We start from the raw sequence: 15,235 nt of genomic DNA, 5'->3' as shown, positions 1-15,235 counted from the left end.
AAAATATGCCCCCTTATTTTTTGGGGGCATTTACTTTTCCTCTATTTAACGTTGATTTTAGCCTGATCAATCGCCTTATAGCCGATATCTTTTCGGTAAAAGACTTCATTAGTTGTTAAGTTTGTTAACGCATCATACACTTGATTCTGTGCGGTTACTAAATCACTTGCTTTGCTGCCAACTAGTAGAACACGTCCGCCATTTGTTGTAAAGGTACCCTGGGCATTTTTCGCTGTTCCGGCATGAAAGACGAATGCTCTTTCCGCAACTTCTTCAATCCCGATTAGTTCCGCGCCTTTTTCATAGGCATCCGGATAACCATTGGCCGCGACAACGACACCAAGCATTGCCTCATCATCCCATTCAATCACAGGTTTATGTCCGGCAATTACTTCTAACATGACATGGGCTAAGTCCGACTTCATTCTAGGTAAGATGACTTGTGTCTCCGGATCACCAAAGCGGGCATTGAATTCAATCACTTTTGGCCCTTGCTCTGTCGCGATAAGTCCTGCATAGAGAACGCCGCAAAAGCTGCGATTCTCTTGAACTAACGCTTCTGCCGCTGGAATTAAAATCGTTGCAATCGCTGTTTCAACCGTCTCCTTGCTGATATGTGGGACAGGTGAATAAGCACCCATTCCTCCTGTGTTTGGTCCTTTATCTCCATCGAAAGCACGTTTATGGTCTTGAGCAATCTCTAAGGGGATAACTGTCTCTCCATTAACAAAAGCCATTAATGAAAATTCTTCACCAGCTAAAAATTCCTCAATAACGACAGTAGCAGAAGCTTCACCAAATTTTTCTCCAACTAACATATCCTCTAACGCCGCTAACGCCTCGTCTTCTGTCAATGCGACAACGACACCTTTTCCGGCAGCTAATCCATCCGCTTTTATTACAATCGGCGCACCATGTTTTTTCACATAAGCACTTGCAGCTTCATACTGATCAAACACTTCATAACTTCCTGTTGGAATGGCATATTTCTTCATAAGATCTTTGGCAAAGGATTTACTGCCTTCAATTTCAGCCGCTCGACTTTTTGGTCCAAAAACAGTAAGTCCAGCTCCTTCCATCTTATCAGCCAAACCTTCAAGTAAAGGGACTTCAGGTCCAATAACTGTTAATTCAACATGGTTCTCAAGCGCAAAAGCAATCAGTTTTTCTTGTTCGTTCTCAGAGATATCAATGATCGTCGCCACATCTTCCATTCCTGGATTTCCTGGTGCGACAAACACTGTTTTCACTTGGCTGCTTTCACTTAACTTTCTACTGATGGCATGCTCACGTCCGCCTCTACCGATTACTAATACGTTCATTTTCATGTTCTCCCCCAGTTTAATGTTTGAAATGTCTCACACCAGTGAATACCATTGCAATGCCATAATCATTTGCTTTTTCGATAGAATCTTTATCTTTAATTGAGCCACCTGGTTGAATAATGGCCGTAATACCCGCTTGTGCTGCTGCTTCAACTGTATCATTCATCGGGAAAAAGGCATCTGATGCCATCGTTGCTCCTTCTACTGCTTTTCCTGCTTGCTCGATCGCAATTTTTGCAGAGCCGACACGGTTCATTTGCCCTGCACCAATACCTAATGTTTGGTCGCTATTATTGACAACAATTGCATTCGATTTCACATGCTTCACTACTTTCCAGCCAAGTTTGAGTGATTGCCACTCTTCCTCCGTTGGTTCTCTTGTTGTCGCAACAGTAATATTCGCTTCTTCAAGACCGTAAGTATCATAATCTTGCGCTAATAAACCGCCTTCTATAGAAGTTAGACGTTTTTCAGTCTTTTTATTTCCATCGAACGGAATCGTTAATAGTCTTAAATTCTTCTTCCCTTGTAAAATCTCAAGTGCTTCTGCTGAAAAAGATGGCGCTATAATGATTTCAAGAAAGATCTCATGAAGTTTCGTTGCTGTTTGTGCATTGACTTCACGGTTAAGGGCGATAATCCCTCCAAAGATAGATACAGGATCAGCTGCAAAAGCTTTAGAGAAAGCATCATAAATATCTGTGCCGACACCGACACCACATGGGTTCATATGTTTAACCGCCACAGCAGCTGGACCGTCAAACTCTTTAACGATTTGTAACGCTGCATCAGCATCATTAATATTATTGTAAGACAGCTCTTTTCCATGTAGCTGTGTAGCGTTAGCAATCGAAAAGGCCGACCCTAAAGGTTTGCGATAAAAGGAAGCTTTTTGATGAGGGTTTTCTCCATAACGTAATGCTTGTTTTAATTCATACGTAACTGTCAATTTTTCTGGCTGCTCTTCTTCTGCTAATTCTGTCATATATTCAGCTATCATTGCATCGTAAGCAGCTGTATGACGGAATACTTTTGCTGCTAGCTTGCGTTTGGTTGCAGCATCTACAATGTCATTTTCCTTTAATTGTGTAATGACTGTTTCGTAATCCATTGGATCAACAACAACTGTCACATGTGCGTGGTTTTTAGCTGAGGCACGTAACATCGCAGGACCACCGATATCAATATTTTCAATGGCATCTTCTACTGTCACATCTGGCTTAGCAATCGTTTGTTGGAAAGGATAGAGATTCACACATACCACTTGAATCGGATGAATCTCATGTTTTTCTAACTGCGCTTGATGAGATGGATCATCGAACTTAGCTAGTAAACCACCATGGATCAGCGGATTTAATGTTTTTACTCTTCCTTCTAAAATTTCAGGAAAACCTGTAACATCACTTACACCGATTACTGGAATCCCAGCTTCAGCGATTGCTTTTTTTGTTCCACCTGTTGAAACAATTTCAAACCCTAATTCGTGAAGTTCTTTCGCAAATGCGGCTACACCATTTTTATCTGATACACTAATAAGCGCACGTTTTTTCATCGTTCATTTTCCTCCCTGTAAGATGTTCTTCTTAGGCGTCTTCATTTAAAAGCTTTTGTAATACTTCTGGATAAAATTGATGCTCTACTTTATGAATGCGGCTCTGTAATGCTTCCTTCGTATCATCTGGCAGGATGTCTACCTTTCTTTGCTCAATAATCGGACCAGTATCCATCCCTTCGTCTACATAATGAATGGTTACACCTGTTTGTTTGACCTCTGCAGACAGCGCTTGTCCAATAGCATCTTTACCAGGGAATGCTGGTAGATAAGAAGGATGAATATTGACAATTTTTCCGCCATATTCACGTAAAAGAACATCCCCAATAAGACGCATATACCCTGCAAGAACAATAAAGTCTATGTTCGCATTCTTTAATTCTACTAATATTTGCTCTTCATATGCTATTTTACTCGTAAAATCTTTCGCACGAAAAGCAAAGGTTGGAATCCCTTCATTTACAGCACGTTGAATGCAGTAAGACTCTGGCTTATCACTTACCAGTAGTTTAATATCAACCTGCAATTCACCGTTTTTAAAGGCATCAACAATCGCTTGAAAATTTGTTCCACTGCCCGATGCAAAAATGGCGATATTTTTCATGATAACCTCCGTCTTATTAAAGGATTGTAATCCCCTCTTGCTGTGTAACTTTACCAATTACACTTGCTTTTTCACCAATTTGATTAAAGTGGTTGACTACTTTTTCAGCATCTTTGACAGGAACAATGGCAACCATTCCGATGCCCATATTAAATATATTGTACATATCCTTGCGCGCAAGCTTACCTACTTCTTCCATCAGCTTGAAGATCGGCTGAATCTCCCAACTATCTTCGATTAATTCAGCTCCTAAACCTTGAGGTAACACTCTAGGGATATTCTCGATAAATCCGCCACCCGTAATATGGGCGAAGCCTTTCACATCAAATTGCTTTAATGCCGATAAAACGGATTTCACATAGATTCGCGTTGGCTTTAGAAGTTCTTCCCCTAACGTGCTCCCTAGTTCTTCTCTATACTCTTGCAATGAGAGTTTTGCATCCTCTAAAAATATTTTCCGTACGAGAGAGTAACCATTGCTATGGATTCCATTCGATGCAAGGCCGATTAAAACATCACCCTCTTGAATGCTTGAACCATCGATTAAATCACTCTTTTCACATGCACCAACAGAAAATCCCGCTAAATCATACTCTTCTTCACTGTACATTCCAGGCATTTCCGCTGTTTCTCCACCAACAAGGGCACAACCTGCTTGTTCACAACCATCAGCTATCCCTTTGACAATGGCTTCTATCTTTTCTGGCTCAGCCTTCCCACAAGCAATATAATCTAAGAAGTAAAGAGGTTCTGCACCTTGAACAACGATATCATTGACACACATAGCAACAGCATCAATCCCAATTGTGTCATGCTGATTCATCATAAAAGCTAGCATCAGTTTTGTTCCGACACCATCTGTCCCAGATACAAGCACCGGTTCTTTTAAGCCAAGTGATGACAAATCAAACATGCCTCCAAAACCGCCAAGACCACCAATCATACCTGGCCTCACCGTTCGCTCCACATGCTTCTTCATACGGTTCACTGCTTCGTAACCCGCTTCAATATCTACACCGGCTTGTTTATAAGCATTCGCCATTCCTATCCACCTCACCAATTTATTAACAGGTATTCTTTCAATCTAGCAATATGCGCCCAGTATTAGACACCAAAACGCAGTTATTTGTTTTCTAAGAATAAAGTAGCAAACAATGTTGCTACTTTATGATTTATACTTTTTCGTATGGATGTAGCGTGCTTGGATATATTTCCGTTGGATACTTCCCTGTGAAGCAAGCTAAGCAAAGACCTCTTGTCTCGCCTTCTTCTTCTCTGCCAATCGCATCGATCATCCCTTTTGGACTTAAGAAAGTAAGTGTATCAGCACCAATAATTTCGCGAATCTCTTCTACAGAACGATCAGAAGCAATCAATTCTTCTTTTGTTGAAGTATCAATGCCATAAAAGCATGGATTTTTAATCGGTGGCGAGCTGATGATTACATGTACTTCTGTCGCGCCTGCTTCTTTTAACATCGTCACAATCCGACGGCTCGTTGTTCCACGTACAATGGAGTCATCCACCATGACAACTCGTTTCCCTTCAACAACGCCTCTTACAGGTGATAGTTTCATCTTTACCCCTTGTTCACGCAAAGACTGTGATGGTTGGATAAATGTCCGACCCACATACTTATTTTTAATGAGGCCCATCTCATAAGGAATCCCTGTTGCTTCAGCATAACCAATGGCTACAGAAATACTTGAATCAGGTACGCCTGTTACAACATCCGCTTCAATCGGAACTTCGACAGCAAGCTGTTTCCCTAAATTTTTTCGCGCTGTATGGACATTGATGCCATTAATATTACTATCTGGTCGGGAGAAATACACATATTCCATTGCACACATAGAAATATTTGAAGCCATTGCGAACATCTCGGAACGGAAGCCATTATCATCAATGACTAATAACTCTCCAGGCAACACATCACGGACATACTCGGCTCCGACAATATCGAAGGCACATGTTTCGGAAGCAATTACGTAAGCATCGCCGATTTTACCTAGTGATAAAGGACGGAGACCATTCGGATCAACCGCAACCATCATTTCATTTTCAGTCATAATTAAGAAGGCGTAAGCGCCTTTTACCATGGACAATGCATTCTTCACACGCTCTTTATGAGAAGACACACCACCTCGTTTAATTAAGTGAGCTAATACCTCGGTATCTGAACTCGTTTGAAAAATACTTCCCTGTGCTTCTAGTTGATATTTAAGGGCAGTAGCGTTCGTTAAATTTCCATTGTGACACAGAGCTAGACCGCCATTTTGTGATTGGAATAACAGTGGTTGAACATTCTCATAGCCCCCGCCGCCTGCCGTAGCGTACCTCACATGACCAATTGCTGAAGTTCCTTTTAATTCTTGAATAGCAGCTTGAGAGAAAACCTCAGTGACGAGACCCTCTCCTTTTACACCTTTCAACTTATCTCCATCTGTTACAACAATCCCTGCGCCTTCTTGACCGCGATGCTGTAAGCTATGCAATCCGTAATAAGTAATCTGTGCTGCTTCCGGATGACCCCAAATACCAAAGACGCCACATTCCTCATTTAACCCTTTTATTTCTGCAAGCATGCTGGTATGGCTCCCTTCCACGCTTTATTTAGCACTTCTGTTTGCTCCTTGATCACAATGTCGTCGTTCACAGTAATTTCAAGTGTTTGTTCGTTTGTTACTTCACCAATGAGTGTAGCATTTGTTAATTGTTCAAATGCTTCTTTGTTTTCCTTCTTCACACTAAGAAGGAATCTAGATTGAGATTCACTGAATAATTGAGTTGTCGCTTCCCCAGTTAACGCAAGCTTCGCACCTAATTGATTCGCGAATAAGCTCTCAGCTACCGCCACCGCTAACCCACCTTCTGCAAGGTCATGTGCAGATGATAGTAACCCTTTTTGAATAGCTGTTAAGACTTGTGCTTGATGTGCTGCTTCTACAGTTAAGTCGATTGCTGGTGCTTGCCCGAAGATTTTTTTATAGCTTAGCTTCTGTAATTCACTGCCACCAAATTCCGCTCTCGTATCACCTAATAAATAAATCAAGTCGCCTGCTTGTTTGAAGTCTTGTGTTGTCACATGCTCAATATCCTCCACTAGACCAACCATCCCGATAACCGGTGTAGGATAAATCGCTGTACCATTTGTTTCGTTATATAACGAAACATTACCACCAATAACCGGCGTATTTAATGTACGACAAGCTTCACTGATCCCATCAGCAGCTTTTTGAATTTGCCAGAAAATTTCTGGCTTTTCCGGATTACCGAAGTTTAAGTTGTCCGTAATGGCTAACGGCGCCCCACCAGAACAAACGATATTACGCGCTGCTTCGGCTACAGCGATTTTTCCGCCCACTTCAGGATCTAAATACATATAGCGTGAATTACAATCCGTTGTCATCGCTAACCCTTTTTTCGTTCCACGGATACGGATAACTGCCGCATCTGACCCTGGAGCGACGACGGTGTTCGTTCTTACCATATAATCATATTGGTCATATACCCACTCTTTACTAGCGATCGTAGGTTGCTGTAATAATGACAGTAGCGTTTCTTTATGATCATCAACTGCCGGAATATCATTTTCCATCGTCTGGAATTCACGGTAATAAGCTGGCTCTTTGGACGGCTTGTGGTATACAGGCGCTTCTTCTGCCAATGCATCTGTTGGTACATCTGCCACTACTTCACCTTTATGAATTAAACGAAGCTGTTTATCATCAGTCACACGGCCAATTGCCACTGCTTCTAAATCATATTTGGAAAAAAGGTCAATAATTTCTTGCTCTCTTCCTTTCGTCACAACAATTAACATTCTTTCTTGTGACTCCGATAACATCATTTCATAAGCAGTCATTCCCGTTTCGCGCTGAGGTACTAAGTCTAAGTTCATTTCAATCCCTGAACCAGCTTTACTTGCCATCTCTGCAGATGAACTCGTTAAACCTGCCGCACCCATATCTTGAATTCCCACTAATGCATCAGATTTTACAAGCTCAAGGCATGCTTCTAATAGCAGCTTCTCCATAAATGGATCACCCACTTGAACAGCCGGACGATTCTCCTCTGATTGATCCGTTAATTCTTCAGAAGCAAAAGTAGCACCATGAATGCCGTCACGCCCCGTTTTGGCTCCTACATACATGACTGTGTTACCTACTCCATGCGCTTGCCCTTTTTTAATATCTTTATGATCAATTAAACCGACACACATCGCATTCACAAGTGGATTCCCTTCATAGGAGGCGTCAAACTGCACTTCTCCACCGACTGTTGGAATGCCGATACAATTACCATATCCAGCAATGCCTGCCACTACTTCTTCAAAAAGGTAGCGAACACGAGGAGTATCCAATTCTCCAAAGCGTAAAGAGTTGAGGAGTGCAACAGGTCTTGCGCCCATCGAGAATACATCGCGGATAATCCCGCCCACACCCGTTGCTGCCCCCTGATAAGGTTCAATCGCAGACGGATGATTATGGCTTTCAATTTTGAATACAACAGCCTGTTCATCTCCTATATCAACAATTCCGGCACCTTCTCCTGGACCTTGCAACACATGCTCGCCTTTTGTAGGGAACTTGCTCAATACAGGCTTAGAGTTTTTGTAGCTACAATGTTCTGACCACATAACAGAGAAAAGGCCGATTTCAGTATAGTTAGGTAGGCGACCTAAAATCTTTTCAACCATTGCAAATTCGTCATCTGACAAACCCATTTCCTTATAGACTTGTTGTTCTTTTAGTTGTTCTGGACTTGGTTCAAGCATTAACGACATGTGATTCCCTCCATTGTTTCACAATTGATTGAAAAAGTTTTAACCCATCAGCGCCACCTATAAGCTCATCTACCGCTCGCTCAGGATGGGGCATCATACCAAGCACATTACCCGCTTTATTCGTAATACCAGCAATATTGCTTAAGCTGCCATTCGGGTTGACATCATGGTAAGTAAATACAATTTGATTGTTTTCTTTTAAACTAGCAAGTGTCACTTCATCACAATAATAGTTTCCTTCACCATGAGCTACCGGTATGGTAATCACTTCGTCTTGTTCATATCCTTGCGAGAACATCGTTTGATTGTTCTCTACTTTTAATTGCACTGGACGACAAATGAATTTTAAACTTTCATTTCTTCTCATCGCCCCTGGCAGTAATCCTGCTTCTAGTAAAATTTGAAAACCGTTGCAAACGCCTAATACCGGTTTCCCTGCCTCAGCCGCTTTAATGACTTCCTTCATCACGTGACTAAAACGCGCAATGGCTCCGCTTCGCAAATAATCGCCGTATGAAAATCCCCCCGGTAATAGAATGCCATCAAAACCATCTAAGCTTTTTTCATCGTGCCAAACATATTCCACATCACAGCCCAGCTCATCTTTTACTGCATGATACATGTCAATATCACAGTTCGACCCTGGAAAAACAATCACAGCAAACTTCACTGAGCAACAGCCTCCTCGATTTCAAAACGATAATCTTCAATCACGACATTTGCAAGTAGTCTTTCACACATTTCTTTTACTACTTCTTCAACAGGACGCTCTGACTTTTCAATCGAAAGCTCCAAGTATTTTCCGATGCGCACATCTGACACTTCGTTGTAATTCATGGAATGCAAGGAGTGTTTAACAGCATTTCCTTGTGGATCTAATACGCTCTCTCTTAATGTGACGAACACCTTAACTTTATACATGAAGTTTTCCTCCCAGTCTGGATAAAATATTTTCATAAGCATCTGTTAAATTGCCAAGGTCGCGACGAAAAACATCTTTGTCGAGCTTTTCATTCGTTTTTAAATCCCAAAAGCGGCATGTATCAGGTGAAATTTCATCTGCTAACAGAATCGCACCTGATGCATCCTTACCGAATTCCAATTTAAAATCGACGAGGCGGATGCCCAACTCTTTAAAAAATTGCGATAATACTTCGTTTACTTTCAATGCTTTTTCTTTTAAAATAGCGACTTCTTCTTCCGTTGCTAAATTCATGATTTCTATATGGTCCTCTGTTAATAATGGATCACCTAAATCATCGTCCTTATAATAAAATTCGACAATTGGTCTTGCTAATGGTTTTCCTTCTTCCACGCCAAGCCTTTTTGCAAAGCTACCTGCTGAAGTATTTCTCACAACAGTTTCTAATGGAATGATTTCCACTTTCTTTACAAGTTGCTCATTTGGAGAAATTTGCTTCACAAAATGAGAATCAATACCAAGCTCCTTCAGTTTTAAAAATAGCAAGCTAGTAATCTCATTATTTAAACGGCCCTTGCCATCAATACTTGCTTTCTTCTCTCCATTAAAAGCAGTAGCAGCATCTTTGTATTCTAGCCAAACGATAGATGCATCATCTGTGTTGTAAACCCTTTTTGCTTTTCCTTCATAAACAAGTGAACCTTTTTGCATGACTTGCGCCTCCCAATCATGAAAATTAGCAATATTCTTACTAAGTGGATTGAATGGGGAGAGGAGGAAAACCTTCTTCTCCCCATTATTTTTTATAAGCCTAAACGATTAAAGATCGTATCTACATGCTTCAAGTGATGATGATAATCGAAGCAATCATCAATCTCTTCTTTTGTTAAAAGAGAAGTGATCTTTTCATCTTGATCAATTAAGCTACGGAATGGTACTTGTTTTTCCCATGATTCCATTGCCTTTGGTTGGACAGTATCATACGCTTCTTCACGTACAAGGCCTTTATCGATCAACGCGAGCAACACACGTTGAGAATAAATAAGCCCTAACGTACGGTCCATATTTCGTTTCATATTCTCAGGATAAACGGTTAAGTTCTTCACGATATTGCCGAAACGGTTAAGCATATAATTCAATGCAATCGTTGCATCTGGTAAAATCACGCGCTCCGCTGAAGAGTGAGAAATATCACGCTCATGCCACAATGACACATTTTCATACGCGGTCATCATATAACCTCGAATGACTCTTGCCATCCCTGTCATATTCTCAGACCCAATCGGGTTACGCTTATGAGGCATGGCTGAAGAACCCTTTTGTCCTTTTGCAAAGAATTCTTCCACTTCCCGTGTTTCACTCTTTTGCAGGCCGCGTATCTCAGTGGCAAACTTCTCGATGGACGTTGCAATTAATGCAATCGTGCTCATATAGTGTGCATGACGATCACGTTGGAGTGTTTGTGTAGAAATAGGCGCTGGTTGAATACCAAGCTTTTCACAAACATATTGTTCAACAAATGGATCGATATTCGCATACGTACCAACAGCACCAGAAATTTTACCGAATTCAACGCCAGCAGCCGCCTCTTTAAAGCGTGCCAAGTTACGTTTCATTTCTTCATACCATAACGCCATTTTCAAACCAAAAGTAGTCGGCTCCGCATGCACACCATGTGTACGTCCCATCATCACTGTGTTTTTATGTTCTTGTGCTTTTACTTTAAGAATTTCTACAAAACGTTCGATATCTTTTAGTAAGATATCGTTTGCTTGCTTTACTATATAGGAAAGTGCAGTGTCGACAACATCTGTAGAAGTAAGGCCATAATGGACCCATTTACGTTCTTCACCGAGTGTTTCAGAAACGGCACGTGTAAAGGCAACAACATCATGCCTTGTCTCTTCTTCTATTTCTTTAATTCGCTCAATGTCAAATGAAGCTTTTTCACGGATTTTAGCTACATCCTCTTTAGGAATATCTCCAAGCTCTGCCCAGGCTTCGCAAGCAAGAATCTCCACTTCTAACCAAGCTTGGAAACGGTTCTGTTCTGTCCAAATAGCTCCCATCTCTGGGCGAGTATAACGATCAATCATGATTTATCCTCCGATCTTTTCTGCAGCAATTTGCCAAATGTCACTTTCTTCTACCTCACGTAAAGCTTCCTCTACGTTGTCGCGAAGCAATGTCACATGACCCATTTTTCGTTTAAACTTCGCTTCTGCTTTCCCATATAAATGAACCTTCCAATCCGTTACAGTTGGAATGGCCTGAATAAGAGACTCAACATGCTCTCCTAAGATATTGACCATGACAGCAGGTTTGAGTAATTCTGTGCTAGCTAAAGGCCAATTACAAACTGCGCGAATATGCTGTTCGAATTGTGAAGTCTCACATGCTTCAATAGAGTAATGACCAGAATTATGCGGTCTTGGGGCTAGTTCGTTAATATAGATCTCATCATTTTCTCCTAGGAACATTTCAACCGCAAGTGTACCAACTAGCTCAAAATCATCGGCAATTTTTCTTGCCTCTTCTAAGGCTGTTTGCGCAGCTAATTCAGAAATTCTCGCCGGTACAATCGTTTGATGTAGAATATTATCTTGATGCACATTTTCCCCTACTGGTAAGAAGGCTGTTTCACCATTGGGATTCCTGAAAACAATCACTGAGATTTCTTTTTGAAAAGGAATGAACTTCTCTAAGACGCATGCCCCATGATTTAATAATTCTTTCGCCTTTTCTATTTCGGCTTCGTTATGAATCACATATTGTCCCTTCCCATCGTATCCACCTCTTGCTGTTTTCAAAACAGCAGGAAAGCCAAGCGCTTCTATATTAGCATAAATATCTTCCGTTGCGTGAATCTCTGCGTACGGGGCTACAGTCGCACCAGCTTTTGTGATTGCTACCTTCTCTTTTATGCGATCCTGTGTCTGCGATAATACATGTGAACCTTGAGGCACGTAAGCATTCTCACAAAGCCAATCAAGTGCCTCAGCACTAATATTTTCAAATTCATATGTCACAATATCACTTATAGATGCTAATTGTTTAATCGCATTCATATCATCATAAGCTGAAACAATCTTCACATCAGCCACTTGACCACATGGAGAATCTTCCGTAGGATCAAGTACAGCTATGCGAAAACCGTTCGCTTTTGCCGATAATGCCATCATACGACCAAGCTGCCCTCCACCAATTATGCCGATTGTTTGTCCAGGTAGTATGGTTTGTTTAGACAAGATCATCACTACTTTCTAACACTTGTTGTTTTGTTCTTTCTCGTCTATCTTCTAAACGTTGAGCAAGTTCCTTATCAAAGGCGCTTAAGATTTGTCCTGCCAGTAACCCTGCATTTATTGCTCCTGCTTTACCAATGGCAACTGTAGCAACTGGGACACCGCCAGGCATTTGCACAATCGATAATAAGGAATCTATCCCGTTTAACGCTTTAGATTGAACTGGAACACCAATGACTGGTAAGGTTGTTTTTGCCGCTACCATGCCAGGTAAGTGTGCGGCACCCCCTGCTCCTGCAATAATGACTTTGATTCCTTTATTTCTTGCACTTTCTGCATAATCAAACATCAAATCAGGCGTTCTGTGTGCAGAAACGACTTTTTTTTCATAACCGACTTCAAGCTCATCTAAAATGTCACAAGTATGTTTCATCGTTTCCCAATCTGATGTACTACCCATGATGACGGCAACTTCGATATTCATCCTTCTCCTCCATTCTCTTTTTGACCAAAAAATGAAAAAGCCCAGATAGAATCCTCGCTCTAATCTAAGAGAGAAAGATTCTGTCTGAGCCATTCATTCATAAATCCAAATGTTATGAATTTAGAGACACCAGTCCCTTGGACAAACAAGAAGCTTTCCCTCATAGTCCGAGTATTTACGGTTCCCGGGTAGAGACTCATGGGCCATATTCCCATTATTATATGAGGGGGTAAAATGTTGTTAGGTTTTCTTTCAATTTCATCTTAACAACTTCCGAATTGTCCGTCAATGATAATCTCGAACGATTGAAGAAGTCAGAAAATTAATGTTCGTGTTTTACTACAAAAGTTGTCCTTCAAAGACTATTTTTTGCCCTGCAGGTTCATATTCTATTTTCCCATTCTTCTTTATTTCTTTAAAGTACGGTTTTTCCATTCTTCTTATTGGAAAATAGCCTTCTTGCTTCATGCGCTCTAAGCATTGATCAATCGTTTCATTTTCTAACACTTCAAACTTCTTTTTCTTTTGACTCACTTAAATAACTTACCTTTCTTAACAGATTTAACCCAGAAGCCACCATATATCGTTTTTGGTTCATAAGCAATGATAAAGGCCTTCGGGTCAAGTGTTTTAATCGTTTCATACAGCTTTAATTCATATTTTCTTGGAGTTAAAATTTGCAGTGCCATACGGTCCCCTTCAAGCCCATTCGCAGCCCAAGACGTTACACCATATCCTTTGGCCCGTAAATCCTTTGGCAAATCTTTATCATACTCCTTCGTTATTACATTAACAGTAATATAGCCAAGTGCAAGCTTTTCTTCAATTTTCATTCCAACAATGACACCTATACCATACCCGACTGCATAGGCGATAATGTTTTGTATCTGATCTAAATTATCGAGTACTAAGCCTAATCCAATGACATAAATAACAATTTCAATCATACTAATAAATGCTGCCTGATAACGCTGCCCTTTTAGTGTTAATATCATACGAATCGTAAAAAAGGACACATACACAATATTAATAACCAAAATAATCGTTACCATTACAAGGCCATTCTCTAACATTTTAACACTCCTATCTCACTTCAAACTTCTTATTATCTTTATTCCCAATCTTTCCAGGTTAAATCACTACTTTCCTGTTCGACTCCCCAAATTTCCTTAATTAAACGCTTGAAACAATGTACCATCTACATATAAAAGAATACTCTGTTATACAGGATGTATGCCTAATGATAGGAGAAGAGGTGGAGAGAGATGGTCTTTTGGTATCCATTTTACGGACAACATGCAAATTTCCAAACTGAAGGCGAAGGGGTTCGTGAAAGTGAGAGACTCGCATTACTAGGCGGCGCTCTTTCTGCTATTGGAAGCATTATTGTTGTTATAGGACTTTTAGACGAAGTAGAAGAAGACGAGGAAGGCATAACCGAGACGGAAAGTGGAGGCCTGCTCAGCTTAGAATCATTTAGACTAGCTATACTTGGCGGTGCCATCGTCGCATTAGGGGAAAGCATAGGAACCGTTTCGATTATAAAAGGAATAAAAGAAAATGAAATCATCGATCGTGAAGAGGAAAGAGAAAAAAATATTGCCAAAACGGATATGGCAAATATGCAGATGAAACTGCAATATTTGCAAGAAGAGTTGAATCAATTGAAAAACGTCACTTCCACCCTCCAACAAGAAAACTTTCAAATGCGGGCAGATTTATATCATTTTTATCAGTATTTACAAATGAAATAGATAAAGCCTTTCAACTTGAACGTAAAAAACTTGAAAACATCTATAGAGACCTAGCAAATAAGCACGAAAAAAGAGCACATACAAATATGTGCTCTTTCATCTTGCCCGGCAACGTCCTACTCTCACAAGGGGACAGCCCCTAACTACCATCGGCGCTGAGAAGCTTAACTTCCGTGTTCGGTATGGGAACGGGTGTGACCTTCTCGCTATCGCCACCGGACTATGAAATTATAAGGGAATCGTTCCCTCAAAACTAGGTAATGTTGAAGAAGATTGTTATTGAGTAATCGCCTATGCGTGCTGACGGTACTACTAAGGTAGTGTTGTCTAGCTGCGGCGCCTAGGTGCTCGAGGTCATAAGCCAAATTTGTCATGAGGTTAAAGAACAACCTCCTGTCAAATTCGTCTTATGCTTGTCGCACCTGGGCAAGGCGCCTCCGCATTTCAAATTGGTTAAGTCCTCGATCGATTAGTATTAGTCAGCTGCATGTGTCGCCACACTTCCACCTCTAACCTATCAACCTGATCATCTTTCAGGGATCTTACTAGCTTGCGCTATGGGA

General features: G+C 40.9%; 15 protein-coding genes, 2 rRNA genes and 1 riboswitch. Of the genes, 1 reads left to right on the top strand and 16 read right to left on the bottom strand.

The annotated features are described in order from the left end of the window. Positions 1-41: 41 nt before the first annotated feature. The 14 genes from purD to H9655_RS17490 all read right to left on the bottom strand — a co-directional run bounded on the left by purD (position 42) and on the right by H9655_RS17490 (position 13,991). On the bottom strand, positions 42-1,322 hold the full coding sequence (gene purD / locus H9655_RS17555) for a phosphoribosylamine--glycine ligase (protein ID WP_191816454.1): 1,281 nt from the start codon (positions 1,320-1,322) through the stop codon (positions 42-44). 19 nt (positions 1,323-1,341) lie between these two features. After that, positions 1,342-2,877: a bifunctional phosphoribosylaminoimidazolecarboxamide formyltransferase/IMP cyclohydrolase gene (gene purH / locus H9655_RS17550; protein ID WP_191816452.1), complete on the bottom strand. Its 1,536-nt coding sequence runs from the start codon at positions 2,875-2,877 to the stop codon at positions 1,342-1,344. A gap of 31 nt (positions 2,878-2,908) precedes the next feature. Further along, complete coding sequence (purN, locus tag H9655_RS17545; RefSeq protein WP_191816450.1) at positions 2,909-3,481, bottom strand: phosphoribosylglycinamide formyltransferase; 573 nt, start codon at positions 3,479-3,481, stop codon at positions 2,909-2,911. 16 nt (positions 3,482-3,497) lie between these two features. Then, complete coding sequence (gene purM, locus H9655_RS17540; protein WP_191816448.1) at positions 3,498-4,523, bottom strand: phosphoribosylformylglycinamidine cyclo-ligase; 1,026 nt, start codon at positions 4,521-4,523, stop codon at positions 3,498-3,500. A 130-nt stretch (positions 4,524-4,653) separates the two neighbouring features. Beyond that, complete coding sequence (gene purF, locus H9655_RS17535) at positions 4,654-6,066, bottom strand: amidophosphoribosyltransferase (RefSeq protein ID WP_191816445.1); 1,413 nt, start codon at positions 6,064-6,066, stop codon at positions 4,654-4,656. Then, positions 6,051-8,267 (bottom strand): phosphoribosylformylglycinamidine synthase subunit PurL, encoded by a 2,217-nt coding sequence (gene purL, locus H9655_RS17530; protein ID WP_191816443.1) that lies wholly within the window; start codon positions 8,265-8,267, stop codon positions 6,051-6,053. The genes purF and purL overlap by 16 nt, the downstream gene beginning before the upstream one ends. Next, entirely contained in the window at positions 8,251-8,937 is a 687-nt protein-coding gene (gene purQ, locus H9655_RS17525; RefSeq protein WP_191816441.1) for a phosphoribosylformylglycinamidine synthase subunit PurQ, read from the bottom strand. The genes purL and purQ overlap by 17 nt, the downstream gene beginning before the upstream one ends. Next, on the bottom strand, positions 8,934-9,188 hold the full coding sequence (gene purS / locus H9655_RS17520) for a phosphoribosylformylglycinamidine synthase subunit PurS (RefSeq protein WP_095370721.1): 255 nt from the start codon (positions 9,186-9,188) through the stop codon (positions 8,934-8,936). The genes purQ and purS overlap by 4 nt, the downstream gene beginning before the upstream one ends. Then, on the bottom strand, positions 9,181-9,900 hold the full coding sequence (gene purC / locus H9655_RS17515) for a phosphoribosylaminoimidazolesuccinocarboxamide synthase (protein WP_191816439.1): 720 nt from the start codon (positions 9,898-9,900) through the stop codon (positions 9,181-9,183). Before purC ends, purS begins: the two co-directional genes overlap by 8 nt. Before the next feature lie 92 nt (positions 9,901-9,992). Further along, positions 9,993-11,285 (bottom strand): adenylosuccinate lyase, encoded by a 1,293-nt coding sequence (gene purB, locus H9655_RS17510; RefSeq protein ID WP_191816437.1) that lies wholly within the window; start codon positions 11,283-11,285, stop codon positions 9,993-9,995. Between the two features lie 3 nt (positions 11,286-11,288). Further along, the gene (gene purK, locus H9655_RS17505; protein ID WP_191816650.1) at positions 11,289-12,443 is read right to left on the bottom strand and encodes a 5-(carboxyamino)imidazole ribonucleotide synthase; all 1,155 of its coding nucleotides are present in this window, start codon (positions 12,441-12,443) and stop codon (positions 11,289-11,291) included. Continuing rightward, positions 12,430-12,918, bottom strand: coding sequence for a 5-(carboxyamino)imidazole ribonucleotide mutase (purE, locus tag H9655_RS17500; protein WP_191816435.1), 489 nt, complete (start codon positions 12,916-12,918; stop codon positions 12,430-12,432). Before purE ends, purK begins: the two co-directional genes overlap by 14 nt. A 143-nt stretch (positions 12,919-13,061) precedes the next feature. After that, a riboswitch (purine riboswitch) is annotated at positions 13,062-13,163 on the bottom strand. 94 nt (positions 13,164-13,257) lie between these two features. Continuing rightward, a complete protein-coding gene (locus H9655_RS17495; RefSeq protein WP_191816433.1) occupies positions 13,258-13,452 on the bottom strand; it encodes an NETI motif-containing protein in 195 nt (64 codons plus the stop codon). Then, positions 13,449-13,991, bottom strand: a complete 543-nt coding sequence (locus tag H9655_RS17490) for a DUF2179 domain-containing protein (RefSeq protein ID WP_191816431.1) — start codon at positions 13,989-13,991, stop codon at positions 13,449-13,451. Before H9655_RS17490 ends, H9655_RS17495 begins: the two co-directional genes overlap by 4 nt. Before the next feature lie 192 nt (positions 13,992-14,183). Between H9655_RS17490 and H9655_RS17485 the strand changes: the two genes are divergently transcribed. Further along, positions 14,184-14,672 carry a hypothetical protein gene (locus tag H9655_RS17485; RefSeq protein ID WP_191816429.1) on the top strand — a complete coding sequence of 163 codons (489 nt, stop codon included), beginning with the start codon at positions 14,184-14,186 and terminating at the stop codon, positions 14,670-14,672. 103 nt (positions 14,673-14,775) lie between these two features. Here H9655_RS17485 and rrf read toward each other — a convergent pair. Together rrf and H9655_RS17475 are read right to left on the bottom strand one after the other, a co-directional pair. After that, positions 14,776-14,892, bottom strand: a 5S ribosomal RNA gene (rrf, locus tag H9655_RS17480). Positions 14,893-15,121: 229 nt separating this feature from the next. Further along, positions 15,122-15,235 (bottom strand): 23S ribosomal RNA (locus H9655_RS17475); the annotation flags it as partial.

Source organism: Cytobacillus stercorigallinarum, assembly GCF_014836495.1.
Lineage (GTDB): Bacteria > Bacillota > Bacilli > Bacillales > Cytobacillaceae > Cytobacillus > Cytobacillus stercorigallinarum.
The sequence above is the reverse complement of the archived record's forward strand: the minus strand, read 5'-3'. Positions and strand labels throughout refer to the sequence as shown.

Excerpts from the sequence above, each read along its gene's own strand:
- purN (WP_191816450.1), bottom strand. The coding sequence starts at position 3,481 with ATGAAAAATATCGCCATTTTTGCATCGGGCAGTGGAACAAATTTTCAA.
- purS (WP_095370721.1), bottom strand. The coding sequence starts at position 9,188 with ATGTATAAAGTTAAGGTGTTCGTCACATTAAGAGAGAGCGTATTAGAT.
- purM (WP_191816448.1), bottom strand. The coding sequence starts at position 4,523 with ATGGCGAATGCTTATAAACAAGCCGGTGTAGATATTGAAGCGGGTTAC.
- purH (WP_191816452.1), bottom strand. The coding sequence starts at position 2,877 with ATGAAAAAACGTGCGCTTATTAGTGTATCAGATAAAAATGGTGTAGCC.
- H9655_RS17490 (WP_191816431.1), bottom strand. The coding sequence starts at position 13,991 with ATGTTAGAGAATGGCCTTGTAATGGTAACGATTATTTTGGTTATTAAT.
- purL (WP_191816443.1), bottom strand. The coding sequence starts at position 8,267 with ATGTCGTTAATGCTTGAACCAAGTCCAGAACAACTAAAAGAACAACAA.
- purB (WP_191816437.1), bottom strand. The coding sequence starts at position 11,285 with ATGATTGATCGTTATACTCGCCCAGAGATGGGAGCTATTTGGACAGAA.
- purE (WP_191816435.1), bottom strand. The coding sequence starts at position 12,918 with ATGAATATCGAAGTTGCCGTCATCATGGGTAGTACATCAGATTGGGAA.
- purD (WP_191816454.1), bottom strand. The coding sequence starts at position 1,322 with ATGAACGTATTAGTAATCGGTAGAGGCGGACGTGAGCATGCCATCAGT.
- H9655_RS17485 (WP_191816429.1), top strand. The coding sequence starts at position 14,184 with ATGGTCTTTTGGTATCCATTTTACGGACAACATGCAAATTTCCAAACT.
- purK (WP_191816650.1), bottom strand. The coding sequence starts at position 12,443 with ATGATCTTGTCTAAACAAACCATACTACCTGGACAAACAATCGGCATA.
- purC (WP_191816439.1), bottom strand. The coding sequence starts at position 9,900 with ATGCAAAAAGGTTCACTTGTTTATGAAGGAAAAGCAAAAAGGGTTTAC.
- purF (WP_191816445.1), bottom strand. The coding sequence starts at position 6,066 with ATGCTTGCAGAAATAAAAGGGTTAAATGAGGAATGTGGCGTCTTTGGT.